Source organism: Luteimonas huabeiensis HB2 (assembly GCF_000559025.1).
GTDB classification, from domain to species: Bacteria; Pseudomonadota; Gammaproteobacteria; order Xanthomonadales; family Xanthomonadaceae; genus Luteimonas; species Luteimonas huabeiensis.
On the sequence record NZ_JAAN01000033.1, the window covers coordinates 41,820 to 66,013 of the forward strand.

The window sequence follows — 24,194 nt, forward strand, 5'->3', positions numbered from 1 at the left end:
GGAAGGTGACCCACCCTAGGTTGGGCTGCATTGCCGCTTCGCAAGGGATGCGGCATTCTGGCGGCCGTTTGCCTCCACGGGATCCCGCGTGCGCCCTGCCCTCCGACTGCTGCCCCTGCCGTTGTGCATCGCGTTCTCGCTCGGCGCCACGGCGCAGGCGCAAGAGTGGGACTGGGACCGCGAGCCGCCCGAGGACTGGCGCCTGTGCCCGCTGGAGGACGCGGTGCCGGTGTTCCCGGACGCGCCGCAGCCGGTCGGCACCTCCGCCGACCGCCAGCAGCAGCCCACCGACATCGACGGCGACAGCGTCTCCGGCGTGCGCGACGAGGTCATCAATTTCGACGGCAACGTCACCCTGCGCCGCGGCGACCAGTTCCTGGCCACCGACAACCTCGACTACAACGAGGAGACCGGCCACTACGTCGCCGACGGCAGCGTGCGCTACCAGGACTCGGGCATGCGCATCGTGGCCGAGCGCCTGCGCGGCAACCCCGACCAGGACATGCACGAGATCGAGAACGTGCAGTACCAGCTCATCGAGCGCCGCGGCAACGGCCGCGCCGACCGCGCCGAGATGGTCGGCGACCTGGGCTCGATGTACGGGTCCACCTATTCCACCTGCCCGCCCGAGGACCGCCACTGGGAGCTGCGTGCGCGGCAGATCGACGTGGATACCGAGAGCGGCTGGGGCACGGCACGTGGCGCGTCGCTGCGGCTGGGGCGGTTCCCGCTCCTGTATATGCCCTACTTCCGCTTCCCGGTCGACGACCGCCGCAAGACCGGCCTGCTGTACCCGGGCATCGACTACAGCGGCCGCAACGGCTTCGACTACCGGCAGCCGATCTACCTGAACCTGGCGCCGAACTACGACATGACCCTGGAGCCGCGGATCATGACCGACCGCGGCTTCATGCTCGGCACCGAGGCCCGCTACCTGTCGCGCCGCGGCGGCGCGGAGCTGTACTTCGAGTACCTGCCCTCCGACGACATCACCGCGCGCGAGCGCCAGGAGGAGATCGACCTCGGCATCCCCGAGGAGAACCGTCGCGAGGAAGACCGCGGCATGTTCCAGTTCTCCGGATCGCACCGCTTCAACCGCACCTGGCAGGCGCGCGGCAACCTCAACTGGATCAGCGACCCCCGCTACCTGGAGGACATGAGCAGCAGCCTGACCGCGGGCTCGCCGATCTCCATCGTCAGCACCGCCGGGCTCTACGGCCGCGGCCGCTACTGGGAAGCCGGCCTGATGGCCGACTACAATCAGCTGGCCGACTACACGCTGTCGGAGCGGAACCTGCCCTACAACCGCCTGCCGCGGCTGTTCGGCTCCTGGGAGCAGCCGTTCCGGCCCTGGCTGGTGGCCGGCCTGGACGTGGACCTGACCCGGTTCGCCGCCACCGACGACCAGCGCTACGGCGGCAGCCGCTTCGATGCCAAGCCCTACGTCTCCTTTCCGCTCGAAGGCGCGGCGTGGTTCGTGCGACCGACCCTGGCCTGGCGCAGCACCGCCTACCAGTTGGACGAGAGACTCGCGCAATCCCTGGCGCTCGAAGGCGCCGAGCCCGACCGCTCGCCGACCCGCAACCAGCCGATCGCCAGCGTCGATGCCGGCCTGTTCTTCGACCGCGACACCGTCTTCCGCGGCGACCGCTACCTGCACACGCTGGAGCCGCGCCTGTTCTACCTGAACTCGCCGTACCGCAACCAGGACAACCTGCCGCTGTTCGATACCCGCGCGCTGACCTTCAGCTGGGGCCAGCTGTTCCGCGACAACCGCTTCTCCGGCGGCGACCGCCAGGCCGACGCCAACCAGATGACCGTGGCGCTGACCACGCGCCTGATCCGCGAGTCCGACGGCCTCGAGAAGCTGTCGGCCAGCATCGGCCAGATCCGCTACTTCGACGATTCCCGGGTCGGCCTGAATCCGAAGGCGCCGCCGGTCGAGTCCGGCGAGTCCTCCTGGGTGGCCGAGGCCGCCTACGCGATCAACGACCGCTGGACCCTGAACGCCGGCTACCAGTGGGATCCCAAGATCCGCCGCGACGACCTGATCAGCGTGCGCAGCCGCTACCTGATCGGCGACGACGGCATCGCCAATCTCGGCTACCGCTACCGCCGCGAGCTGCTGGAGCAGGTGGACTTCTCCTTCCTGTACCCGCTGTCGCCGGCCTGGAGCCTGGTCGGGCGCTACTACTACTCGCTGAAGGACTCCTCGCTGCTGGAAAGCATCGCCGGCGTGCAATGGGACAGCTGCTGCGTGACGGTGCGCCTGGTCGGCCGCCGCTACGTGCGCAACCGCATCGGCGAGATGAACGACGCCATCCAGCTCGAGGTCGAGCTGAAGGGCCTGGGCTCGCTCGGCGCCAACACGGAGGACCGCCTGCGGCGTGCTATTCTCGGCTACTACCGAGACGACCTCTATCTCGTCCCGCCGTCGGATCTGCGCGGCGATCCCGTCCAAATCGACCCCATCCAATAATGAAGACATCCCTCCTGTCCCTGCTGGCGGCGCTGCTGCTGTTCGGCCTCCAAGTCCATGCGCAAGAGGTGCAGCCGCTGGAGCGCATCGCCGCGGTGGTGGACGAGGACGTGATCCTGCAGAGCGAGCTCGACCGCGCGGTGGCCAACGTGCTGGCCCAGTACGAGGGCCGCAGCGACCAGCTGCCGCCGCGCGAGATCCTGGAGCGCCAGGTGCTGGAGCGGCTGGTGCTGGTGCGCCTGCAGACGGCGCGTGCGGCGCAGATGGGCGTGCGCGTGAGCGACGCCGAGGTCGACGGCGCGGTCGGCATGATCGCGCAGCAGAACGGCTTCACCCCCGACCAGTTGCGCCAGCAGCTGGCCGCCGACGGCCTGTCGTTCGACGAGTTCCGCAATTCGCTGCGCGAGGAACTGATGATCCAGCGCCTGCGCCAGCGCTTCGCGCAGACCCGCATCGTGGTCAGCGATGCCGAGGTGGATGCCGCCCTGGAGAACCAGGCCGGCGGCCGCCAGTACCAGCTCGCGCACATCCTGGTCGCCCTGCCCGACGGCGCCACGCCGGAGCAGATCGCCACCGCCGAGCAGAAGATCGAGGGCGTGAAGGGCCTGATCGACCGCGGCGAGATGGCCTTCGCGGCCGCGGCCGTGCGCTATTCCGACAGCCCCAACGCGCTGGAGGGCGGCGACCTGGGCTGGCGCTCGCTCGACGAGATCCCGACCGCGTTCGCCGGTGCGATCCAGTCGCTGCAGCCGGGCCAGATCATCGGCCCGATGCGCGGCCCGAGCGGCTTCCAGCTCCTGCAGCTGGTCGACGTCCGCGACGCCGAAGGCCCGGGCACGGTGACCCAGTACCAGGCCCGCCACATCCTGATCCGCAGCGGCGGCGACGTCAGCGACGACCAGGCGCGCGCGCGCGCGGCCACCCTGCGCGCGCGGATCGAGGGCGGCGCCGACTTCGCCGAGCTGGCCCAGGAGCACTCCGACGACACCGTCTCGCGCGAGCGCGGCGGCGATCTGGGCTGGTTCACCATCGACCAGTTCGGCCCCGACTTCGGCGCGCAGGTGGCCGGGCTGGAAGACGGCGCGGTCTCCGAGCCGTTCAAGACCCAGGCCGGCTGGCACGTGGTGCAGCGCCTGGGCAGCCGCCAGACCGCGGCCAGCGACGACAACCGCCGCGCCCAGGTGCGCGAGGCGATCGGCCAGCGCAAGCTGGAGGACGAGTGGAACCGCTTCCTGCGCGAGATCCGCGGCGAGGCCTTCGTCGACGTGCGCAACGCGGCGGCGCCGGCCTCCGGCGGCTGACGGGTCCGGTCATGCGCCGCCCCCGGCTCGCGCTGGTCCCGGGAGAGCCGGCCGGCGTCGGGCCCGAGCTCTGCCTCGCGGCGCTGCGCCGCGACTGGGACGCCGACCTCATCGTCTACGGCGACCCGGACACCCTGCGCCGCGCCGGCGCGGCGACCGGCGACGCCTCCGCGCCCGCCCCCGGCGTGCGCTGGGTCGAGATTCCCAATGCCGCGCCGCCGGAGTTCGGTCGGCCCGATCCGGCCAACGCGCGCGCGGTGATCCAGGCGCTGACCGCGGCGGCCGCCGACTGCCTGGCCGGCCGCTGCGACGGGCTGGTCACCGGGCCGGTGCACAAGGCGGCGATCAACGCCGGCGGCATCGCCTACACCGGCACCACCGAGCTGCTGGCCCGCCAGGCCGGCTGCGAGGTGGTGATGATGCTGGCCAACGAGGTCGTCCGCGTCGCGCTGGCGACCACCCACCTGCCCTTGCGCGCGGTCGCCGACGCGATCGACGCGCGCGGCCTGGAGCGCACCCTGCGCATCCTCCACGGCGCGCTGCTGCGCGACTTCGGCATCGCGCGGCCGGTCGTCGCGGTGCTGGGCCTCAATCCGCACGCCGGCGAGTCGGGACACCTGGGGCGCGAGGAGATCGAGGTGATCGAACCCGTGCTGGCCGCGCTGCGCGCGCGCGACGGCTTCGACCTGCGCGGCCCGCTGCCGGCCGATACCGCGTTCCTGCCGCGTGCGCTGGAGGAATTCGACGCGGTGCTGGCGATGTACCACGACCAGGGCCTGCCGGTACTCAAGTACAGCGGCTTCGAGCAGGCGGTCAACCTGACCCTCGGCCTGCCCTACCCGCGGGTGGCGGTCGACCACGGCACCGCGCTCGACCTGGCCGGCCGCGGCCTGGCCGATCCGTCCAGCCTGTTCGCCGCCATCGCCACCTGCGCGCGGCTGGCGCGCGGGCGCATGGCCTCCGCCGCGGGGGTCGCGGCATGAACGAGATCGCCTGGGCCGACTTCGAGCGGGTGGAGCTGCGCGTGGGCCGCGTGCTGTCGGCGCGCGCGTTTCCCGAGGCGCGCAAGCCGGCCTACGTGCTGGAGATCGATTTCGGCCCGGAGATCGGCACCCGCCGTTCCAGCGCGCAGATCACCGACCTGTACACCCCGGAGAGCCTGGTGGGGCGGCTGGTGGTGGCGGTGGTCAACTTCCCGCCCAAGCAGATCGGGCCGGTAATGTCGCAATGCCTGGTCACCGGCTTCCACGATGCGCAGGGCCGGGTGGCGCTGTGCGTGCCGGACGCGGACGTGCCGCCCGGGACCCGGCTGCTGTGAACGCCGCGCCGCCCGAGGCCGGGTTCGGCCGCGCCAAGAAGGCGCTCGGCCAGCACTTCCTGCACGAGCGCGGGGTCATCGACCGCATCCTGCAGGCGCTGGACCCGCGGCCGGGCGAGCGCATCGTCGAGATCGGGCCCGGCCAGGGCGCGCTGACCTTCCCGCTGCTGCGCGCCCACGGCGAGCTCACGGTGATCGAGTTCGACCGCGACCTGATCGCGCCGCTGACCGCCGCGGCCGCGCCGCTGGGCCGGCTGGAGATCGTGCATCGCGACGTGCTGCAGGTCGATTTCACCGCGCTGGCCGCCGGCCGGCCGCTGCGCCTGGTCGGCAACCTGCCCTACAACATCTCCTCGCCGATCCTGTTCCACGCGCTGGAGCACGCGGCTGCCGTGCGCGACATGCACTTCATGCTGCAGAAGGAGGTGGTGGACCGGATGGCCGCCGCGCCCGGCAGCAAGGTCTACGGCCGGCTCAGCGTGATGTTGCAGGCCTGGTGCGAGGTGACGCCGCTGTTCGCGGTGGCGCCCGGCGCCTTCCGGCCGCCGCCGAAGGTGGACTCGGCCGTGGTGCGGCTGGTGCCGCGGCCGCGCGCGAGCGTGGCCATCGCCGATCCGGCGCGCTTCGCGCAGGTCGTGCGCGCGGCCTTCGGCCAGCGCCGCAAGACCCTGCGCAACGCGCTGTCGGGGGTACTGGATGCGGACGCGATCCGCCGCGCCGGGCTCGACCCGGGCGCGCGCGCCGAACAGCTCGCCGTCGCCGACTTCGTCGCCCTCGCCGAACAGCCCGCCCCGCAGGACTGAAAGCGCCCGCATTGCGGACGCGCCGCCACGCCGTCGCCACGTCGCCTGCGCGAAGCTGTCGCGCATCGCCCCGCTGCGGGCGACTGGCCCTACACTGTGCGCATGGACGAGACTCCCGACTACACCCTCGAGATCCGGATCGCGACCCGCTTCCTCGACGAGGAATCGGAGCCCGAGCGCGACCGCTACGTGTTCGCCTACACCATCCGCATCCGCAACCTGGGCCGGCGCGCCGCGCAGCTGATGTCGCGGCACTGGATCATCACCGACGGTAACGGCAAGGTGGACGAGGTGCACGGCGAGGGCGTGGTCGGCGAACAGCCCACCATCGCCCCGGGCGACCAGTTCGAGTACACCTCGGGCGCGGTGCTCGAGACCGCCGTGGGCAGCATGCAGGGCCGCTACGACATGGTCGGCGAGGACGGCACCTGCTTCGACGCGCCGATCCCGCCGTTCACCCTGTCCGTGCCGCGCACGCTGCACTAGGCCCTCGACCATGACGGTCTGGGCCATCGGCGACCTGCAGGGCTGCTACGCACCGACGCAGTGCCTGCTCGAGAAGATCCGCTTCGATCCCGCCGCCGACCGGCTGTGGTTCTGCGGCGACCTGGTCAACCGCGGCGGCGAGTCGCTGGAGACCCTGCGGCTCGTGCACTCGCTGCGCGAGAGCGCGCACGTGGTGCTCGGTAACCACGATCTTTCGCTGCTGGCGATCGCCGAGCGCGAGGAAGCGCAGCAGCGGCGGGTGAACCCCGACCTGCAGCGGGTGCTGTTCGCGCCCGACCGCGACGTGCTGCTCGACTGGCTGCGCGGCCGCCCGCTGCTGCACGCCGACCGCGCGCTGGGCTGGATGATGATCCATGCCGGGCTGGCCCCGCGCTGGACCACGCAGCTGGCCGAGAAGCACGCGCAGGAGGTCGAGCGGCGGCTGCGCGGCAACGGCTACCGCAAGCTGCTGAGGAACATGTACGGCGACCGCCCGGCCTGGTCGCCCGGCCTCAAGGGCGTGGACCGCGAGCGCGCGATCATCAACATCTTCAGCCGCATGCGCTACTGCACCCCGCGCGGGCGCATCGCCTTCGAGGAGAAGGGCGCCCCCGGCACCCAGGCCGTCGGCCTGTACCCGTGGTACGAGGTCCCGGGACGCGCCGAGCGCGACCTGAAGATCGTCTGCGGGCACTGGTCCACGCTGGGGCTGTTCATCGGCCACGGGGTGCACGCTATCGATACCGGCGCGGTCTGGGGCGGCCGGCTGACCGCGCTGCAACTGGACACCGACGAGTTGCGCATCGTGCAGGTGCCGGGGCGCGAGCTCGCCCCGGGCGAGGCCGCGGGCCGGGACTGAGCGCCGCGGCCGCCGTCAGTCCGCGGCGCGACGCGCGTAATCGACGAACTCGAAGGCGAAGGCGTGGCGCGCGTCGGCCGCGTGCGGCGTCCTGGACACCGCCTCCCAGGCCCGCGCGTCCCAGGGCGGGAAGAACGCATCGGCGTCGGCGACCGTCGTCTCGACATGGGTCAGATGCAGCGCTTCGGCCCGCGGCAACGCCAGCGCGTAGACCTCGCCGCCGCCGATCGCGCACAGCGCCTGCGCGCCGTCGGCCGCGGCCCTCGCGAGCGCGGCGTCGAGCGATTCGACCGCCTCCATGCCCTCGAACGGCACGCGCCCGGAGCGGGTCAGCACCAGGTTGCGCCGCCCGGGCAACGCGCGCCCGATCGACTCCGCGGTCTTCCGGCCCATCAGCACCGGCTTGCCGAGCGTCAGCGCCTTGAAGCGCTTCAGGTCGTCGGGCAGATGCCACAGCAGCGCGTTGTCGCGCCCGATCGCGCGGTTGCGGTCCAGCGCGGCGATCAGCACCAGCGCGGGCCCGGCCCTAAACCCCTGCCCCGGATCCCGTATCCCCGCCATCACACCGCCACCGGCGCCTTGATCGCCGGCAGCGGGTCGTAGCCGACGAACTCGATGTCGTCGTAGCCGAACGCGAACAGGTCGTCGATCGCGGGGTTCAGGCGCAGGGTCGGCAGCGCGCGCGGCGTGCGCGCGAGCTGTTCGCGCGCCTGCGCCTCGTGGTTGGCGTACAGGTGGGCGTCGCCCAGGGTGTGGACGAAGTCGCCCACGCCCAGCCCGGTCACCTGCGCGACCATGTGGGTCAGCAGCGCGTAGCTGGCGATGTTGAACGGCACGCCGAGGAAGATGTCGCCGCTGCGCTGGTAGAGCTGGCAGCTCAGCCGGCCGTCGGCGACGTAGAACTGGAACAGCGCGTGGCAGGGCATCAGCGCCATGTCCGGCAGCTCGGCCACGTTCCAGGCGCTGACCAGCAGCCGCCGCGAGTCGGGATTGCGGCGGATCTCGTCGACCACCCAGCGGATCTGGTCGATCTCGCGGCCGTCGGCGCCGGCCCAGCGCCGCCACTGCTTGCCGTAGACCGGCCCCAGCTCGCCCTCGGTGTCGGCCCATTCGTCCCAGATCGAAACCTTGTGCTCGCGCAGGTAAGCGATGTTGGTCTCGCCGCGCAGGAACCACAGCAGCTCGTGCACGATCGAGCGCAGGTGCAGCTTCTTGGTGGTCACCAGCGGGAAGCCCGCGTTGAGGTCGAAGCGCATCTGCCAGCCGAACACGCTGCGCGTGCCGGTCCCGGTGCGGTCGGCCTTGATCGCGCCGTGCTCGAGCACGTGGCGCAGCAGGTCGAGGTAGGCGCGCATCAGCCCGCCTTCGCGGCCGGCGGCTGCGGCGCGAGCACCGGCGCCTTGCGCGAGCGCCACAGCAGGAACAGCCCCAGCAGGATCAGCGGCACGCTCAGCAGCTGGCCCATGGTCAGCCAGCCGAAGGCGAGGTAGCCGAGCTGCGGATCGGGCTCGCGCACGAACTCCACCAGGAAGCGGAACACGCCGTAGCCCAGCGCGAACAGCCCCGACACCGCGTAGCGCGGCCGCGGCTTCATCGAGTAGAGCCACACCAGCGCGAACAGCGCCACGCCTTCCAGGAACGCCTGGTAGAGCTGCGAGGGATGGCGGGCGAACGCGTCCAGCGCGCCGCTGGCGTGCAGCGCGCGCAGCGAGGCGTCGTCCAGCGCCCAGAACTGCTGCGGCAGCGACTTCGGGAACACCACCGCCCAGGGCACGTCGGTGCTGCGGCCCCACAACTCGCCGCCGATCCAGTTGCCGATGCGGCCGAAGCCCAGCCCCAGCGGCACCAGCGGCGCGCCGAAGTCCATCACGTCGAAGAAATGCAGGCCCTGCCGGCGCGCCCACAGCCAGGCCGCGACCAGCACGCCGAGCAGCCCGCCGTGGAAGCTCATGCCGCCTTCCCAGGGGCGGAACACCATGGTCGGGTCGGCGACCAGGTCGCCGAAGGCGTAGAACAGCACGTAACCGATGCGCCCGCCGAGGATAACGCCGAACATGCAGTAGAACAGCAGGTCGCCGAACGCGGTACGGTCCACCCCCGGCAGCCGCCCCGCGCCGATCCGGCGCCGCCCCAGCCACCAGGCGCTGGCGAAGGCCACCAGGTACATGATCCCGTACCAGTGCACCTGGGGGTGGAACTGGCGGCCGAACAGCTCGAAGGCCGGCAGCGAGAAGGCGATGGGATCGATCTGGTGCAGGATCGTCATCGGAACGGCGGCTCCTCAGGATTCGCGGGTCGCGCCGGGCCCGGGCGGCCCGGCGCGGTCGGCATCAACGCGGCAGCGGACGGCGCGGCTCATCCACCGGCGGCGGGGTCACGCCCTGGGCGCGCATGGTATTGCGCTTGGCCCAGAGGTTGAGGACCTCGACGAACGCCGAGAAGCCCATCGACCCGTAGATGTAGCCCTTCGGGATGTGCAGGCCGAAGCCGTCCAGGGTCAGGTACACGCCGATCAGCACGATGAAGGCCAGCGCCAGCATCTTCACCGTCGGATTGGCGTCGATGAACCGGCCAAGCGGCTGCGCGGCCAGCAGCATCACCGCCACCGCGACCAGGATCGCGGCCACCATCACCGGCACGTACTCGCCGGCCATGCCGACCGCGGCGATCACCGAGTCGAGCGAGAACACGATGTCGATGACCGCGATCTGCGCGATCACCGCACCGAACGACGCCGTCGCCGCGCCGGCCACGCTCGCGTCCTCGTGGGCCTCGCCCTTGAGCTGCTCGCGGATCTCCATCGCGCCCTTCACGATCAGGAACAGGCCGCCCAGGATCAGGATCAGGTCGCGCACCGAGATGCCGCGGCCGAACAGCTCGAACAGCGGCGTGGTCAGCCGCGCCAGCCAGGCCAGGGTCAGCAGCAGCGCGATGCGGGTGATGCACGCGACCGCGATGCCGAACTTGCGCGCGAATTCGCGCCGTTCGACCGGCAGCTTGCCCACCGCGATCGAGATGAAGACCAGGTTGTCGATGCCGAGCACGATCTCGATCGCGGCCAGCGTCACCAGGAGGATCCACACCTGCGGATCGGTCAGCAGTTCGATCATTGCGTTCGTCGTCCTCGTCGGGACCGGCCGATGCCGGTCAGAGCCAGCGCGGGAGCAGGATCAGCCCCCACGTCACCACCACGTTCACCAGCGCCACGAACACCGCGGCCGAGCCCATGTCCTTGGCGCGGCCGGCCAGTTCGTGCCACTGCGCGCCGAACCGCTCGATCACCGCCTCGATCGCGGAGTTCAGCAGTTCCACCGCCAGCACCAGCAGGCAACTGCCCAGCAGCACCGCGCGCTCCAGTCCCCCGTCGCCCAGCCAGAGCGCCAGCGGCGCCATCGCCGCGAGCAGATACACCTCGAGCCGGAACGAGGATTCGTGCAGCCAGGCCGCGCGCAGGCCCTGGATCGACCACAGCGTCGCCTTCCACATCCGCGCCGGCCGGCGCGGCAGATGTCCCCGCTCGTCCATGCGCTCAGCCCCGCCGACGGCGCGCAGCCGCCGTCGGCGCGGCGGCCCGCGGCGGACGGCCGTCCGGCAGGCGGAAAGCGGAGGGCACCTCGGATCGTGGCATCGGGTCGGCGCGGACGCTGTCGATGGGGCGGAAGCGCTGCATTCTGCCACACGGCCCGTCCCGCTCGCCTCATGGGCGCACGGATCGCGCGTGCTAGATTGGCCCGCGTTCCCCTCCCGCTTGGTCCCCCATGCGCCGTCCGCTGTCGCTGCTCGCCCTCCTCCTCGCCGTTGCGATCGGCGCCGCCGCCTGCGCCGGCGGCCCGCCGCCCGTGGCCGCCACCGCGGCCGCCGCCGGACTGGACCCGGTGTCCTCCCCCGACTGGGTCCAGGACATGGCGCGCTTCGCCGCCGAGGACGCGGCCCGTCCGCCGCCGCCGCGCCCGGTGGTGTTCACCGGCAGCTCCTCGGTGCGCCTGTGGGAGACGCTGGCGCAGGACTTCCCGCAGTACCCGGTCCTCAACCGCGGCTTCGGCGGCTCGCACCTGCGCGATGCCGTGCACTACGCCGACGAGGTCGCCATCCGCTACCGGCCCAGCCGGATCCTGATCTACGCCGGCGACAACGACACCATGGACGGGCGCGGCCCGGCACAGGTCCTGGCGGATTTCCAGCGCTTCGTCGAGCGCATCCAGCGCGACCTGCCCGGCACCCCCGTGGCCTACATCTCGATCAAGCCCAGCCCCTCGCGCGCGCAGCTGATGCCGGTGCAGCGCGAGGCCAACGCCCTGATCGCCGCCTGGGCCGCGCGCACGCCGCAGGTGGACTACATCGACGTCTTCACGCCGATGCTCGATGCCGACGGCCAGCCGCGCGAGGACCTGTTCGTGGCCGACCGGCTGCACATGAATGCGGCGGGCTACGCGATCTGGCGCCGGGTCATCGGCGACTATCTCCGGCAGCCGCCCGCGCAGTAGAGGGGGCTCGGCATTCTCCCGCAAGCGGGCGCATATCGTCCCTTCTCCCGCAAGCGGGGCATGCCCTCCCTTCTCCCGCAAGCGGGGCCGGATGAGGGCCGCTTTGGGCGCCTGCGGCTCGCCCCCATCCGCCTTCGGCACCTTCCCCCGCTTGCGGGGGAAGGGAAAAGCAAGATGCTCCCCGCTTGCGGGGGAAGGGAAACAACAGAGTGCTTCCCGCTTGCGGGAAGGGAAAGAGAGCATGGCCCCGCTTGCGGAGGAAGGAAAATCAGGCGCGCTCGTTCACCCGCCCCGCATGCCCGGCGACGCAACCTGGACGCCCGTCGCGCTGAAACCGCCGCCGTGCACAGGACCCTGCTCGCCGCCCTGATCCTCGCCTCCGGAGCCGCCATGACGACCTCGTTCGCGCAGTCCACACCCGTTGCCCTGCTGCCCGCCGACCCGGGCTATTCCGCGGTGTCGCACGCCGCGCTGGCGCCGGTGCGCGAGGCCTTCGGCGACGCCGTCCGGGTCCGCATCGAGCGCCTGGACGTCCTGGGTCCCTGGGCCTTCGTGCAGGGGCAGCTGGAGGCGCCGTCGGGCGGACGGCCGGACTACGCCGGCACCGACTACGCCGAGCGCGCCGCGCAAGGCGGCATGTCCGATCTCTACGTGGCCCTGCTGCGTCGCGAGGACGAGACCGGCGACTGGACCCTGGTCGACCACGCGATCGGCCCGGGCGACGTGGTCTGGCTCGGCTGGCCCGACGCGCACGCCGCGCCGCGGCAGCTGTTCGGGTTCTAGCGGGGGCCCGCGCGGGCGCCCGCGTTCGTGCCCGCTCGACGCGCGCCTGCGACCGCGGCGCGGCGCGGCGCCGATGCCTAGCGCGGCGGGGCGATGATCTCGTAGCGGCCCGAGGCGCCGCCCCAGCTGATGCGCTGGGAACCGTCCGGGTTGACGTTGTTGGAGCCGATGAACTGCGGCTTGCCGTCCTTGAAGCCGGCGAACAGCACCACGTGCGACTGCCCGTCGCGCTGCATCAGCACCACGTCGCCGGGCCGCGCATCCTGCAGCGAGACGGTCTGCCAGCCGTCGCCCTTGAGGTTGCTGGCGAGCTGGTCGACCGAGGCGCTGGCCTGGCCGCCGTCGATCAGCCCGGCCTTCTGCAGGCAGGCGGAGACGAAGTTGGCGCAGTTGACGTTGTCCGGCACCCAGGACTGCATGGGCAGTTCGTCGCTGTGCTTGAGCTCGCCGGCGTTGCGGCCGATGAACTGCTGCGCGATCGCCGCGGCGTTGTCGCCGCTGGCGGAGACGTCGCGCACGCCGTCGACGCCCTGCACCCCGCCGCCGGTCGCGGGCGCGGCGGCGCCCGAAGGCGCCTCGCCGCCCAGGCGCAGGGTGTCCCCGGCGTAGATCAGGTCCGGATCGCGGATCTGCGGATTGAGCGCCATCAGCGCGTCCACCGAACTGCCGAAACGCTGCGCGAGCTGCGACAACGTATCTCCGAATCCGATGGCATGGCTTCCGATGGCCGTCATGGCATTGCCTCGCGCTGCGCGTCGATCGACCGCCCCAGTCTCGGCGGGCTCGCGCGCCGCGACAACCCGGGGCCGGCCCCGATGGGGTCGACCCTAGGCGCGCCTAGCGGGCGGCCCGCCGCGGGGCACCGGCCGGCTGGTGCAGGCTCAGCACGTGGCCGTCCGGATCCAGGAAGTCGAAGGTCAGCCCGCCGTCGGGCGCCTCCTCCACCGGCGTGACCAGTTCCACGCCCTGCGCCGCCAGCCGCTCGGCGCAGTCGTCGATCCCGCCGTCCACCGAGAACACCGGGATCGGGCTCTCGCCCGCTCGTGCCGGGCGCGGCAGGAACACCAGCGACACCGCGCCCGCCTGCGCGACGACGAGCTCGCCGTCGTGCCCGGACACGCGCTCCACGGCGAGGCCGAGCGTGTCGCCGTAGAACGCCGCACTGCGCGCGGGATCGGATACGAAAAAGACCAGGGTCTCGAGCCTCGCCTGGGCCAGCATGGGAATCTCCGTCGCGACGCCCGGACACCCGGGCCTTCTTCAGTTGCCGGCCGGCGGCGCGGCGTGAGGCGCGGATGCGACCAGCAGCGGATGCCCGTCGGGGTCGTGCGCGCCCAGCGCCGGCACGAACCGCTGCGCCGCGCGCAGCGCGCGCCGGAGCGGTCCGGCCGCGAGCCGCGGATCGCGGCGCCAGAGGGCCAGTTCCGGCAGCTTCGCCCACAGCGCGCGCTCGGCCGCGTTCCAGCCGGCGACGCGGCGCCTGAGCGCGCACTGCCGCTGGCGCAACGCCGCCGGTCCGATCCCGAGCAGCCAGCGCAGCGCCGGCGCGCCCAGCCCGTGCGCGGCCAGCGCCGCCAGCCGGCGCTGGCCTGCGGGCAGGCGCCTGAGCAGCGCGGCAGCCGCGAGCGCGGCGGAGCCGGCTTCGAGCGCTGCCGCCGGCGCCGCGGCAGCGTCGGCAGGCGCGGCCGCGGCCGTCTCCCGATGGCGACGGCGGGCAGCGGTACGGGCCACGAACGCGGCCCGGCGCACCATGACCCCGGCCAGCCAGGCCGGCTCGTAGCGTTGCCGCACGACGGCGGCCAGCAGCACGTCCTGCAGCAGGTCCTCGGCCTCCTCCGGACGCCGGCTCAGGCGGCGCGCCTGCGCGCGCAGGCGTCCCAGCGCGGCCGCGTCCAGGGGCGCGGGCACCGCCTCACTCCCCTTCGAAGATGGCGGTGCCGCGGCTGCCGTCGGGGCCGATCCAGGCGCGGTACATGCCCGCGGTGTTGAACGGCAGCGCGATCCGGCCGTCGGCATCGAGCGCGATCACGCCGCCGTCGCCGCCCTGCTCCGGGATCACCCGGCCCACGACCTCGTCCGCCGCCGCCTGCAGGCTGTCGCCGCGGTAGGCCACGCGGGCGCAGATGTCGTGGGCGACCGCGTTGCGGATGAAGAACTCGCCCCAGCCGGTGGCCGACACCGCGCAGCGCGCGTCCGCCCAGGTGCCGGCGCCGATCAGCGGGGAATCGCCCACCCGCCCCCAGCGCTTGTTGGTCATGCCGCCGGTGGAGGTGGCCGCGGCGAGATGGCCGTGCGCGTCGAGCGCCACCGCGCCCACCGTGCCGAAATAGGTCGCGGCCGGCGCTGCGAGGCCGGCGTCGCGCTGCGCGCGCTCCCGCTCGCGGGCGCGCTCGAGTTGCTCGCGGCGGTGCGGGGTGTCGAACCAGGCGTTGGGCACGCGCTCGAGGTCGGGGTGTTCGTCGGCGAAGCGCTCCGCGCCCTGGCCGATCAGCATCACGTGCGGCGAGCGCTCCATCACCCGGCGCGCCAGCCGGACCGGGTTGCGCACGGTGGTCACCGCCGCCACCGCGCCGGCCCGGCGCGTGTGGCCTTCCATCACCGACGCGTCGAGCTCGTGCCCGCCCTCGGCATTGAACACCGCCCCCTTGCCGGCGTTGAAGCGGGGCGATTCCTCCAGCACCCGCACGCTGGCCTCGACCGCATCCAGCGCGGTGCCGCCGGCGGCCAGCACCGCGTGACCGGCGTCGAGCGCGGCATCCAGGGCGGCGCGGATCTCGCGCTCGTCCTCCGCGGACAGGGAGCCGCGCTCGATCACTCCGGCACCGCCGTGGATCGCCAGTGCGGTCGGCCGCTGCTCGGCGGCGCCGGTCGCGGACGCGGCGACGGCCGGCAGCAGGCAGGCCAGGAAAAGGGCGGCGCGGACGAAAGGCGGCATGACGAGGACCGTTGCGAAGGGCGAGGCCGAGCTTAGCAGCGCGCAATCGTTGCCGCACCGCCGCAGCGCACGGCCGGGGCCGGCGCCATGCGGGCGGCGCGGCCGGGCGCGCGGTGAGAGACGGCACAGTTCATAGTCGGCGGTTCTCGCGCTTCTGAACATCGGCCGAAACCCCGATTGACACGCGTGGAACGCCGATGGCGTATGGGCGTGCGGACCCGTCGCGCGTCCGCCGCGGGCATCCCGCCACCGTCTTGTTCACTTCATCGGAGGAAGTCATGTTCAAGAAGCGCCTGCTCGTCCTCGCCGTGACCGCCGCCCTGTCCGGTTCCGCGCTCGCCGCCGAACTGCGCAAGGTCGACAACCCCGTCCCCGGCCAGTACATCGTGGTGTTCCACGAAGACGTCATCCGCAACCAGGTGCAGGACGCGCTCGCCGCGCGGGCCGGACGCGCCGACGCCGCTGCCGAACGCGCGGCGCTCGCGGCCGAGGTCGAGAACACCGTGGTCGACGTCGCCGCGGCCCACGACCTCCAGGTCGGCCGCGTCTACGCGCACGCACTGCAGGGCATGGCGGTCACCGCCGAACCCGCGGCCATCGAGAAGCTGCTCAACGACCCGCGGGTGGCCTACGTGGAGGAGAACGGCTACTTCACCCTGTCCGCCACGCAGACCAACGCCACCTGGGGCCTGGACCGCGTCGACCAGCGCAACCTGCCGCTCAACACGACCTACATTTACGACTACACCGGGTCGAACGTTCGCGCCTACATCATCGACACCGGCATCAGCGCGCACAACCAGTTCGGCTCCCGCCTGCTGTCGGGCTACACCGCGATCAGCGACGGCTACGGCACCAGCGACTGCAACGGGCACGGCACCCACGTGGCCGGCACCGTGGCCGGCACCACCTGGGGCGTGGCCAAGCAGGCGCGCGTGGTGCCGGTGCGGGTGTTCGGCTGCGGCAACACCACCACCACGGCGGCGATCGTCGCCGGCATCGACTGGGTGCGCCTCAATCACGTGAAGCCGGCGGTGGCCAACATGAGCCTGGGCGGCGGCGCCTCCTCCGCGTTGGATACCGCCACCAACAACCTCAACAACGCCGGTGTCACCGTGGTGGCCGCGGCCGGCAACAGCAACGCCAACGCCTGCAACTACTCGCCCGCGCGCGTGCCCAACGCGGTGACGGTGGGCTCGACCACCCGCACCGATGCGCGGTCCTCGTTCTCCAACTTCGGCACCTGCGTCAACATCTTCGCGCCCGGCAGCGAGATCACCTCGGCCTGGAACACCAGCCCCACCGCCTCGGCCATCCTCAGCGGCACCTCGATGGCGGCCCCGCACGTGGCCGGCGCGGCGGCGCTGTACCTGCAGACCAACCCCACGGCGACGCCCGCCGCCGTGCGCAACTGGCTGTACACCAACGCCACCACCGGCGTGCTGACCGGCATCGGCACCGGTTCCCCGAACCGCCTGCTCTATACCCGCTGACCGGTCTCCGGGGCGGCCGGCCTCCCCTCCGGCCGCCCCGGCCTTGGCGCCTGCGGCGCGACGCCGCCGTGGCCGCGCCCCCCCACGGCGGTCGCGGCATCGCCCGCCGGCGCCCCCTTTGGAACCGAGGCGCGCTGTGCGGATCGCCCGTCGGCGCGCATGCCCGAACGGAGGATCGCCCCATGTTCGCCAGTCGCCTGATCGCTCTGGCTGTCGCCGCCTCCCTCTCTCTGCCCGCGCTCGCGACCGAACTGCGCCGGGTCGAGCGCCCGATGCCCGGGCACTACATCGTGGTGTTCCAGGACGACGTTGTCGACGACGGCGCCCCCGCACCGGCCGACGACGACGGTTCGCGGTCCTCCGCGATCGCCGCCGCGGTCGAGGACACCGCGATCGATCTCGCCGCGCGCCACGACCTCACGGTCTCCCGGATCTATGCCCACGCCGTGCGCGGCATGGCGGTGCGCGCGGCTCCCGAGGCGGTGCGGCGGCTGCTCGCCGACCCGCGCGTGGCCTATGTCGAGGAGGACGGGTTCGCCGTGCCGTCGGCCGTCCAGACCGACGCGCCCTGGCACCTCGACCGCATCGACCAGCCCTACTTGCCGCTGGACGGCCTGTACATCTATTACGCCACCGGCGCCAACGTGCGCGCCTACGTGATCGACAGCGGTATCCGCGCCGATCACGTCGAATTCGGCGGCCGGGTCCTGCCGGGCTATAGCGCAATGGTCGATGGCGTCCTCAACGGCGACTGTCTCGGCCACGGCACCCATCTGGCTGGCCTCGTCGGCGGCACCACCTGGGGCGTGGCGAAGGAGGTATCGCTGGTTCCGGTGCGCGTGTTCGGCTGCAGCACCAGTACGATGACTTCCGCCGTAGTCGCTGGCATCGACTGGGTGCGCGCGAATCACGTGAAGCCGGCGGTCGCCCTCATCGGCGTGACCACCACGGCCTCGACGGTACTCGACACGGCCACCACCAACCTGATCTACAGCGGGCTCACCACCGTGGTCCCGGCCGGCAACAATGCCGCCAACGCCTGCAACTACTCGCCCGCCCGGGTATCGGGCGCGATCACCGTGGGCGCGACCACGGCGACCGACGCGGTCGCGGTATTCTCCAATCACGGCAGTTGCGTGAACCGGCTCGCACCGGGCGTCGGCATCACCTCGGCTTGGCACATCGGTCCCACCGCGACCCAGACCCTCAACGGCACCTCGATGGCGGCGGCCATCATCGCCGGCACCATCGCCATGTATCTGGAACACCATCCTTTGGCCCCGCCTTCGACGGTCGGCGGCTGGCTCACCGCCCACACCGCCCCGGGCCTACCGGCGGGCGACGGCGCCGATTCGCCGAATCTCCGGCCCGAGACCCCTTGATCGGCGGCGCCGCCAGCGAGGCCCGCAGGCCCTACTGCCGCAGCGCCTCGATCGGGTCGAGCAGCGAGGCCTTGCGCGCGGGGTAGTAGCCGAAGAACAGCCCGGTGGCGACCGAGAAGCCGGCGGCCAGCGCGATCACGTTGCCGTTGAGCGCCACCGGCAGCGAGCTCGTCTGGCCGACCAGCAACGCCCCGGCGATGCCGATGGCGATGCCGATCGCGCCGCCGATCAGCGAGATCAGCATGGCCTCGGCCAGGAACTGCCTGCGCACGTCGGACGGCCCCGCGCCCACCGCCATGCGCAGGCCGATCTCGCGGATGCGCTCGGTCACCGAGACCAGCATGATGTTCATGATGCCGATGCCGCCGACGATCAGCGAGATCGTGGCCACCGCGCCCAGCAACAGCGACATCAGCCGCGTGGTCTCGGTGCGGGTGGCGATGATCTCGGACATGTTGCGCACGGTGAAGTCGTCCTCGTCGCCGGGGCCGATGCGGTGGCGCTGGCGCAGCAGCGCCTCGATCTGCCCCTGCACGTAACCCAGGTCGTCGGCGCTGCCGGTGGTCAGGGCGATCTGCATGACCGCCTTCGGCGGCAGGCCCATCGCGCCCAGCAGGCTGCGCCGGCCGGTGGCCATCGGCACCATGACCACGTCGTCCTGGTCCTGGCCGAACCCGCCCTGGCCCTTGGGCGCCAGCGTGCCGACCACGGTGAAGGGCACCCGGCCGAGGCGGATGGTCTCGCCGATGCCGCTGCGATCGCCGAACAGCTCGCGCCGCACGGTCTCGCCGAGCACGGCGACCTTGCCCGCGCCGGTGTAGTCCTGCGGCTGGAACCCCTCGCCCTCGGCCAGCGTCCAGCCGTTGATGACGAAGAAGTCCGGCTGCACCCCGCGCCAGCTCGCCGCCCAGTTGTTCTCCGCGAACACCGCCTGAGTGCTGCCGCTCAGCGAGCCGGAGATGTACTGCACCTCGGGGATCTCGTCGCGGATCGCATCGACGTCGCCTTCGGTCAGGGTGAAGAAGCTCGATGCCGAGCCGCGCGCGCCGCCCGGACCGCGGCGCGCGCCGGGGGAGATGTCCAGCCGCTGCGAGCCGAGCCCCGAGACCAGCTTGTCCAGCTCGGCCTGGGTGCCCTGGCCGACCGAGACCATGACGATGACCGCGGCGATGCCGATGATCACGCCCAGCGAGGTCAGCGTGCTGCGCATCCAGTTGCCGCGCAGCGCGTGGTAGGCGGTACGCAGGATGTCGGAGAAGTTCATCGGGAGCGGGGTTCCGAGAGTGGGGCGCGCGGATTCGGGAAAGCGGGGCGATGCGCGGGACGCGATGCGGGACGGGTCATGGCCGGGCCGTCTCCGGTCCCGTTTCCCCCATCCCCGGACCCGGTTCCTCGTGCAGCTCGCCGTCGCGCATGACGAAGGTGCGGTCGGCGTGCGCGGCGACGTCGGCGTCGTGGGTGATCAGCACCACGGTATGGCCGTCGTCGCGCAGGCGCTTGAACAGGGCCAGGATCTCCTCGCCGGTCCTGGAATCCAGCGCGCCGGTGGGCTCGTCGGCCAGCAGCACCGGCGGCCGGTTGATCAGCGCGCGCGCGATCGCCACGCGCTGCTGCTGGCCGCCGGACAGTTCGTTGGGCCGGTGCGAGGCGCGCGCGCCCAGCCCCACCGATTCCAGCGCCTGCTGCGCGCGCTCGACGCGCTCGGCCGGCGGCACCCGCGCGTAGCCCAGCGGCATCGCCACGTTCTCCAGCGCGCTCATGCGCGGCAGCAGGTGGAAGCCCTGGAACACGAAGCCGATCTTGTCGCGGCGCAGTCCCGCCAGCGCTTCCGGGTCCAGCGTCGAGACGTCGACGCCGTCGCAGAAATAGGCCCCGCTGCTGGGCGTGTCCAGGCAGCCGATCAGGTTCATCAGCGTGGACTTGCCCGAGCCCGACGGCCCCATGATCGCGACGAAGTCGCCGTGCGCGATGCGCAGGTCCACGCCCCTCAGCGCGACCACCTCGGCCTCGGTGCCGGGCGAGTAGACCTTGCCCAGCCCCCGGGTCTCGATCACCGGCACGCCGGCGCGTGCGGCGCTCATGGCGCGGCGCGCTCGCCGGTGATCAGCAGGTCGCCCTCGGCGATGTCGCCGGCGATTTCGGTGCTGCTGCCGTCGCTGGCGCCGATGCGCACCATCGCCATCCGCGGGCGGCCATCGACCAGCTTGTAGACCGGCGCGCGGCGCGCACTGGCGATGGCGTTGAGCGCGCGGTCCCACTGCGCGCGCTGGTCCTCGTCGAGGCTGTCGCGGAAGGCGGCGAAATCCTGCTGGAAGCGCTGCAGCATGCGCTGGCGCATCTGCCCGCTGTCGGCCGCCGCGCCGCCCGGGGCACGCATGCCCGGTCCTGGCCCGAAGATGCCCGGTGCCGCCGCGCCCTGGCCCTGCGGCTGCGCGGCGGCCTGCTGGCGCGCGGCGGCGCGCTCGCCGATCGCGGCCAGCGCCGCATCCAGCTCCGCGCGCTGCGCCGGCGACAGCGCCAGCGGCTCCGCCGCGCGGGCGAAGTCGGCGGACAGGTCGCCGCCGCCGCGCGGGCCTGCCGCCGCGCCGGCCGCCTGCGCATCGGCAGGCCGGTAGCGCAGCGCGGCGTTGGAGACCTTGAGCACGCCGTCGCGGCGGCTCACCTCGATCTCGGCGTTCACGGTCAGGCCGGGCAGCAGGGTGCCGTCGCTGTTGTCCACCGCCACCACCACCGGGTAGGTGATCACGTTGTTGGTGTTGGTCGCCGACAGCCGGACCTGCCGCACCTCGCCGCGGAACTGGCGATCCGGGAAGGCATCGACGGTGAAGGAGACCCGCTGGCCGACCTCGACCTGGCCGATGTCGGCCTCGTCCACCTCCAGCTCGATCTGCATCTGCCCCAGGTCCTCGGCGATGGTGAACAGCTCCGGCGCCTGCAGGCTGGCGGCCACGGTCTGGCCGGGCTCGATGTTGCGCACCAGCACCACGCCATCGACGGGCGAGCGGATCACCGTGCGCTCCAGGTTGACCTGGGTGGTGCGGGTGGCCGCGGTCTGCTGGACGATCTGCGCGCGCGCCGAATCGCGCTGCGCGCGCGCCTGCTCCAGCGCGGCGCGCGCCAGGTCCACGTCGGCGCGCGCGACCAGCTGGCGCTCGCCGAGATCGGCCTTGCGGCGGTAGTCCAGCTCCGCATTGGCCAGCGTGGCCTCCGCCTGCGCCAGCGAGGCGCGGGCGGCGGCGACCTGCGCGTTGCCCTGCTCGATCTGCGCCTGGTAGGTGCTGGGGTCGATCCGGGCGATGACCTGTCCCTGCTCGACCGGGTCGTTGTAATCGACCAGCACGTCGGTGACTTGGCCGGAGATCTGCGAGCCGACGATGACCGTACTGATCGCGCTCAGCGTACCGGTGGCGGAGATCGCCACGCGGATGTCGCCCCGCTCCACCGCCGCGGTGCGCCACTGCCCCTCATCGGCGGCGGCACGGCGCTGCTGGAACCACCAGGCGCCCGCGACCGCCAGCGCGAGGGCGGCCAGCGCGGCGACGATGCGCGGCCAGCGCGCCGGGCGCCGGCGCGGACGGGGACTGCGGGCTGGCGGGGAGGCTGGCTGGCTCATGCGTGACCGGAGGCAAGGAGGACGAAGGCGATAACGCGCCGGCACCGGCGGCGTTGACATCGCCCCGGGCGGCGTTGCCGATCCTAAAGCGTGCCGCGCGCCCCGTCGCCGCGCCGGGACGCACGACGCGCGCGCGGCGCCCGCTCAGGCCAGGTGGATCGTCGCCACGGTGCCCTGCCCGGGCTTGCTCTCCAGGCTCACAGGCCACCCGAAGCGCTCGCCGAGCCGGCGCACGATCGACAAGCCCATGCCCTTGCCGCCGGAGCGGAACGGATCGACGCGGTAGAACGGGTCGTAGACGCGCTGCAGCACCTCCGGGGTCATGCCGATGCCCGAATCGCGCACCTCGATGCGGTCGTCGTGGATCGCGACCTCGATCTCGCCTTCCTCGGTGAAGACGCAGGCGTTGTTGAGCAGGTTGCCGAGCATCACCGCCAGCACCCGGGACGGCGCATCCAGACGCGGCCGGGCATCGCCCACCACCTTCAGCGTCACCGGCTTGCCCTGCAGCAGCGGCCGCGCTTTCTCCACCTCCTCCAGCACCACCTCGCGCACGTCGAACTCCTCGCCCTGGGGCGCGGTGTCGTGCTCGCGGGCCAGGATCAGGAACGCGTCGATCACCGCCTCCATGTCGCGGCTGGCGCGCTGGATGCGCTGCAGCGAGCGCTGCGAGCGCGCCGGCGTTTCCGGGTCGGCCAGCAGCACGTCGCTGGCCACCCGGATCACCGTCAACGGGGTGCGCAGCTCGTGGCTGGCGTCGCGGGTGAAATCGCGCTCGCGCTGCACGAAGGCCTGCACCCGCGAGGACAGCACGCGCAGCGCGCCGCTGAGCTGGTCGACCTCGCGCCCGACCACGCCGGGGATGCGCTCGCGTACCAGCGCGGCATCGTCGAGATCGCCGGGGTCCCAGCGCGAGACCTGCTCGGCCAGCCAGCTCACCGGCACCACCATGCGCCGGGTCATGCGGTAGGTCAGCCAGCTCACCAGCTGGATGACGCCGATCCCGCCGAGCATCAGCAGCACCGCGGCGGTCCACAGCACCTTGCGGGCGTGGTCGAACTGCATGCTCAGGTACAGGGTGCCGCCGTCGCGGCGCTCGACCAGCACGTCGCGGCGCTGCTCGCGCACGAAGTGCCGGCCCGGCTCGAGCCCGCGCAGCCGCTCGGGCAGCGCGGCCTCACCGCCAGGCGTCACGAAGTACGCCTCCACCGTCGCCGTGCGCGGCAGCAACGCGTCGCCATCGCGCTGGAGCATCGACCAGTACTGCTCCGCCTGCGCCTCCAGCCGCGCCTTCACCAGCAGACGCAGCGAGACCGAGAACGCGATCGCCACCCCGAGCACGATCGCCAGGCTGCCGAGGGCGGCCTGGAGACTGAACGCGCGGCGGAGCTTCTTCGGAAGGCCCTGCGGCATCGGAGCAGGCGACCGTCAGGCCGGGGACTGCTCGATGTCGGCGATCCGGTAGCCGGCACTCTGGACGGTGTGCAGCAGGGGCTTGTCGAACGGCTTGTCGATCGTCTTGCGCAGGTTGTAGAGGTGGCTGCGCAAGGTGTCGGAATCGGGCAGGCTGTTGCCCCAGATCTCGCGCTCGATCTCCTGCCGGCTGACCACCCGCGGCGACTCGCGCATCAGGATCGTCAGCAGCTTGAGGCCGATCGGCGAGAGCTGCAGCTCCTGGCCTGCGCGGGTGGCGCGCAGGCTGGCCGGGTCGAGCACCAGGTCGGCCACCTTCAGCACCTCGGAGCCGACCTGCCGGCGCTCCCGGCGGATCAGCGCGCGCAGGCGGGCCTCCAGCTCCTGGATCGCGAACGGCTTGGTGAGGTAGTCGTCGGCGCCCGAGCCCAGGCCGGTGAGCTTCTCGTCCAGGGTGTCGCGGGCGGTCAGCATCAGCACCGGCGTGGACTTGCGGGCCTCCTCGCGCAGGCGCTTGCAGACCTCGATGCCGTCCAGACGCGGCAGCATAAGGTCCAGCACGATCACGTCGTAACTGTTCTCGGACGCGAGGCGGTAGCCGTCCAGGCCGTCGGACGCGTAGTCGACTTCGAACCCCTTGCCTTCCAGGTACTCGCCGATCATCTCGGAGATGTTGCGGTTGTCTTCGACGATGAGGACCAGGCCGCCCGGTTCTTGGGTTGCGCGCATATGCACTCCAGGGAGATGGAAATGAGACGCTCTCAGCGAGCTTCAGCTTTGTGAAGCTAGCCGATCCGGGGGTGGAGAGGCCGTGAAGGCGGCCGGCGGCTTAGGCTTGGCGTCCC

23 protein-coding genes and 2 pseudogenes are annotated in these 24,194 nt (G+C 72.3%); 11 read left to right on the top strand and 14 right to left on the bottom strand.

Annotated elements, in window-relative coordinates:
• Window positions 1-88: 88 nt before the first annotated feature.
• The 7 genes and pseudogenes from lptD to Z164_RS20640 all read left to right on the top strand — a co-directional run bounded on the left by lptD (window position 89) and on the right by Z164_RS20640 (window position 7,286).
• Complete coding sequence (gene lptD / locus Z164_RS0113925) at window positions 89-2,479, top strand: LPS-assembly protein LptD (RefSeq protein WP_024891297.1); 2,391 nt, start codon at window positions 89-91, stop codon at window positions 2,477-2,479.
• Window positions 2,479-3,811, top strand: a pseudogene (locus tag Z164_RS20635) (peptidylprolyl isomerase); the annotation flags it as partial. The gene lptD and the pseudogene Z164_RS20635, both read left to right, overlap by 1 nt.
• Window positions 3,792-4,763, top strand: a complete 972-nt coding sequence (gene pdxA, locus Z164_RS0113935; protein ID WP_024891298.1) for a 4-hydroxythreonine-4-phosphate dehydrogenase PdxA — start codon at window positions 3,792-3,794, stop codon at window positions 4,761-4,763. The pseudogene Z164_RS20635 and the gene pdxA, both read left to right, overlap by 20 nt.
• Complete coding sequence (locus tag Z164_RS0113940) at window positions 4,760-5,098, top strand: tRNA-binding protein (RefSeq protein WP_024891369.1); 339 nt, start codon at window positions 4,760-4,762, stop codon at window positions 5,096-5,098. Before pdxA ends, Z164_RS0113940 begins: the two co-directional genes overlap by 4 nt.
• Complete coding sequence (gene rsmA, locus Z164_RS0113945) at window positions 5,095-5,901, top strand: 16S rRNA (adenine(1518)-N(6)/adenine(1519)-N(6))-dimethyltransferase RsmA (RefSeq protein ID WP_024891299.1); 807 nt, start codon at window positions 5,095-5,097, stop codon at window positions 5,899-5,901. Before Z164_RS0113940 ends, rsmA begins: the two co-directional genes overlap by 4 nt.
• Before the next feature lie 102 nt (window positions 5,902-6,003).
• Window positions 6,004-6,387, top strand: coding sequence for a Co2+/Mg2+ efflux protein ApaG (gene apaG, locus Z164_RS0113950; protein WP_024891300.1), 384 nt, complete (start codon window positions 6,004-6,006; stop codon window positions 6,385-6,387).
• Between the two features lie 10 nt (window positions 6,388-6,397).
• Window positions 6,398-7,286 (top strand): annotated as a pseudogene (locus tag Z164_RS20640) (symmetrical bis(5'-nucleosyl)-tetraphosphatase).
• Here the strand turns inward: Z164_RS20640 and Z164_RS20645 are convergent.
• The 5 genes from Z164_RS20645 to Z164_RS0113975 form a co-directional block, all read right to left on the bottom strand.
• Window positions 7,262-7,807 carry a dihydrofolate reductase gene (locus tag Z164_RS20645; protein ID WP_052338453.1) on the bottom strand — a complete coding sequence of 182 codons (546 nt, stop codon included), beginning with the start codon at window positions 7,805-7,807 and terminating at the stop codon, window positions 7,262-7,264. The pseudogene Z164_RS20640 and the gene Z164_RS20645 sit on opposite strands and share 25 nt — an antisense overlap.
• Entirely contained in the window at window positions 7,807-8,601 is a 795-nt protein-coding gene (locus Z164_RS0113960) for a thymidylate synthase (RefSeq protein ID WP_024891301.1), read from the bottom strand. The genes Z164_RS20645 and Z164_RS0113960 overlap by 1 nt, the downstream gene beginning before the upstream one ends.
• Window positions 8,601-9,512, bottom strand: a complete 912-nt coding sequence (gene lgt, locus Z164_RS0113965; protein ID WP_024891302.1) for a prolipoprotein diacylglyceryl transferase — start codon at window positions 9,510-9,512, stop codon at window positions 8,601-8,603. The genes Z164_RS0113960 and lgt overlap by 1 nt, the downstream gene beginning before the upstream one ends.
• 64 nt (window positions 9,513-9,576) lie before the next feature.
• Complete coding sequence (locus Z164_RS0113970) at window positions 9,577-10,356, bottom strand: TerC family protein (RefSeq protein WP_052338454.1); 780 nt, start codon at window positions 10,354-10,356, stop codon at window positions 9,577-9,579.
• A 37-nt stretch (window positions 10,357-10,393) separates the two neighbouring features.
• Complete coding sequence (locus Z164_RS0113975) at window positions 10,394-10,771, bottom strand: diacylglycerol kinase (protein WP_043690172.1); 378 nt, start codon at window positions 10,769-10,771, stop codon at window positions 10,394-10,396.
• 233 nt (window positions 10,772-11,004) lie between these two features.
• Here Z164_RS0113975 and Z164_RS0113980 point away from each other — a divergent pair, with 233 nt between their 5' ends.
• Together Z164_RS0113980 and Z164_RS0113985 are read left to right on the top strand one after the other, a co-directional pair.
• Entirely contained in the window at window positions 11,005-11,730 is a 726-nt protein-coding gene (locus tag Z164_RS0113980) for an SGNH/GDSL hydrolase family protein (protein ID WP_024891305.1), read from the top strand.
• A 390-nt stretch (window positions 11,731-12,120) separates the two neighbouring features.
• The gene (locus Z164_RS0113985) at window positions 12,121-12,513 is read left to right on the top strand and encodes a hypothetical protein (protein WP_024891306.1); all 393 of its coding nucleotides are present in this window, start codon (window positions 12,121-12,123) and stop codon (window positions 12,511-12,513) included.
• A gap of 77 nt (window positions 12,514-12,590) precedes the next feature.
• On the opposite strand, the gene Z164_RS0113990 is transcribed toward Z164_RS0113985, so the two are convergent.
• The 4 genes from Z164_RS0113990 to Z164_RS0114005 form a co-directional block, all read right to left on the bottom strand.
• Window positions 12,591-13,247: a C40 family peptidase gene (locus tag Z164_RS0113990; RefSeq protein WP_043690174.1), complete on the bottom strand. Its 657-nt coding sequence runs from the start codon at window positions 13,245-13,247 to the stop codon at window positions 12,591-12,593.
• 103 nt (window positions 13,248-13,350) lie between these two features.
• Window positions 13,351-13,734, bottom strand: coding sequence for a VOC family protein (locus tag Z164_RS0113995; RefSeq protein ID WP_024891308.1), 384 nt, complete (start codon window positions 13,732-13,734; stop codon window positions 13,351-13,353).
• A gap of 39 nt (window positions 13,735-13,773) precedes the next feature.
• Complete coding sequence (locus tag Z164_RS0114000) at window positions 13,774-14,421, bottom strand: hypothetical protein (protein ID WP_024891309.1); 648 nt, start codon at window positions 14,419-14,421, stop codon at window positions 13,774-13,776.
• Between the two features lie 4 nt (window positions 14,422-14,425).
• Window positions 14,426-15,448 (bottom strand): isoaspartyl peptidase/L-asparaginase family protein, encoded by a 1,023-nt coding sequence (locus Z164_RS0114005; RefSeq protein ID WP_024891310.1) that lies wholly within the window; start codon window positions 15,446-15,448, stop codon window positions 14,426-14,428.
• A gap of 278 nt (window positions 15,449-15,726) precedes the next feature.
• On the opposite strand from Z164_RS0114005, the gene Z164_RS0114010 reads away from it, so the two are divergent.
• Both Z164_RS0114010 and Z164_RS0114015 read left to right on the top strand, forming a co-directional pair.
• The gene (locus tag Z164_RS0114010; RefSeq protein WP_024891311.1) at window positions 15,727-16,941 is read left to right on the top strand and encodes a S8 family peptidase; all 1,215 of its coding nucleotides are present in this window, start codon (window positions 15,727-15,729) and stop codon (window positions 16,939-16,941) included.
• 182 nt (window positions 16,942-17,123) lie between these two features.
• A complete protein-coding gene (locus tag Z164_RS0114015) occupies window positions 17,124-18,323 on the top strand; it encodes a S8 family peptidase (RefSeq protein WP_024891312.1) in 1,200 nt (399 codons plus the stop codon).
• Window positions 18,324-18,354: 31 nt separating this feature from the next.
• Here Z164_RS0114015 and Z164_RS0114020 read toward each other — a convergent pair whose 3' ends face one another.
• The 5 genes from Z164_RS0114020 to Z164_RS0114040 form a co-directional block, all read right to left on the bottom strand.
• A complete protein-coding gene (locus Z164_RS0114020; protein ID WP_024891313.1) occupies window positions 18,355-19,587 on the bottom strand; it encodes an ABC transporter permease in 1,233 nt (410 codons plus the stop codon).
• A 76-nt stretch (window positions 19,588-19,663) separates the two neighbouring features.
• A complete protein-coding gene (locus tag Z164_RS0114025) occupies window positions 19,664-20,404 on the bottom strand; it encodes an ABC transporter ATP-binding protein (RefSeq protein WP_052338455.1) in 741 nt (246 codons plus the stop codon).
• The gene (locus tag Z164_RS0114030; RefSeq protein WP_024891315.1) at window positions 20,401-21,936 is read right to left on the bottom strand and encodes an efflux RND transporter periplasmic adaptor subunit; all 1,536 of its coding nucleotides are present in this window, start codon (window positions 21,934-21,936) and stop codon (window positions 20,401-20,403) included. Before Z164_RS0114030 ends, Z164_RS0114025 begins: the two co-directional genes overlap by 4 nt.
• Before the next feature lie 144 nt (window positions 21,937-22,080).
• Window positions 22,081-23,349, bottom strand: a complete 1,269-nt coding sequence (locus Z164_RS0114035) for a sensor histidine kinase (RefSeq protein ID WP_024891316.1) — start codon at window positions 23,347-23,349, stop codon at window positions 22,081-22,083.
• Window positions 23,350-23,364: 15 nt separating this feature from the next.
• Window positions 23,365-24,078, bottom strand: coding sequence for a response regulator transcription factor (locus Z164_RS0114040; protein ID WP_024891317.1), 714 nt, complete (start codon window positions 24,076-24,078; stop codon window positions 23,365-23,367).
• Between the last annotated feature and the right edge of the window lie 116 nt (window positions 24,079-24,194).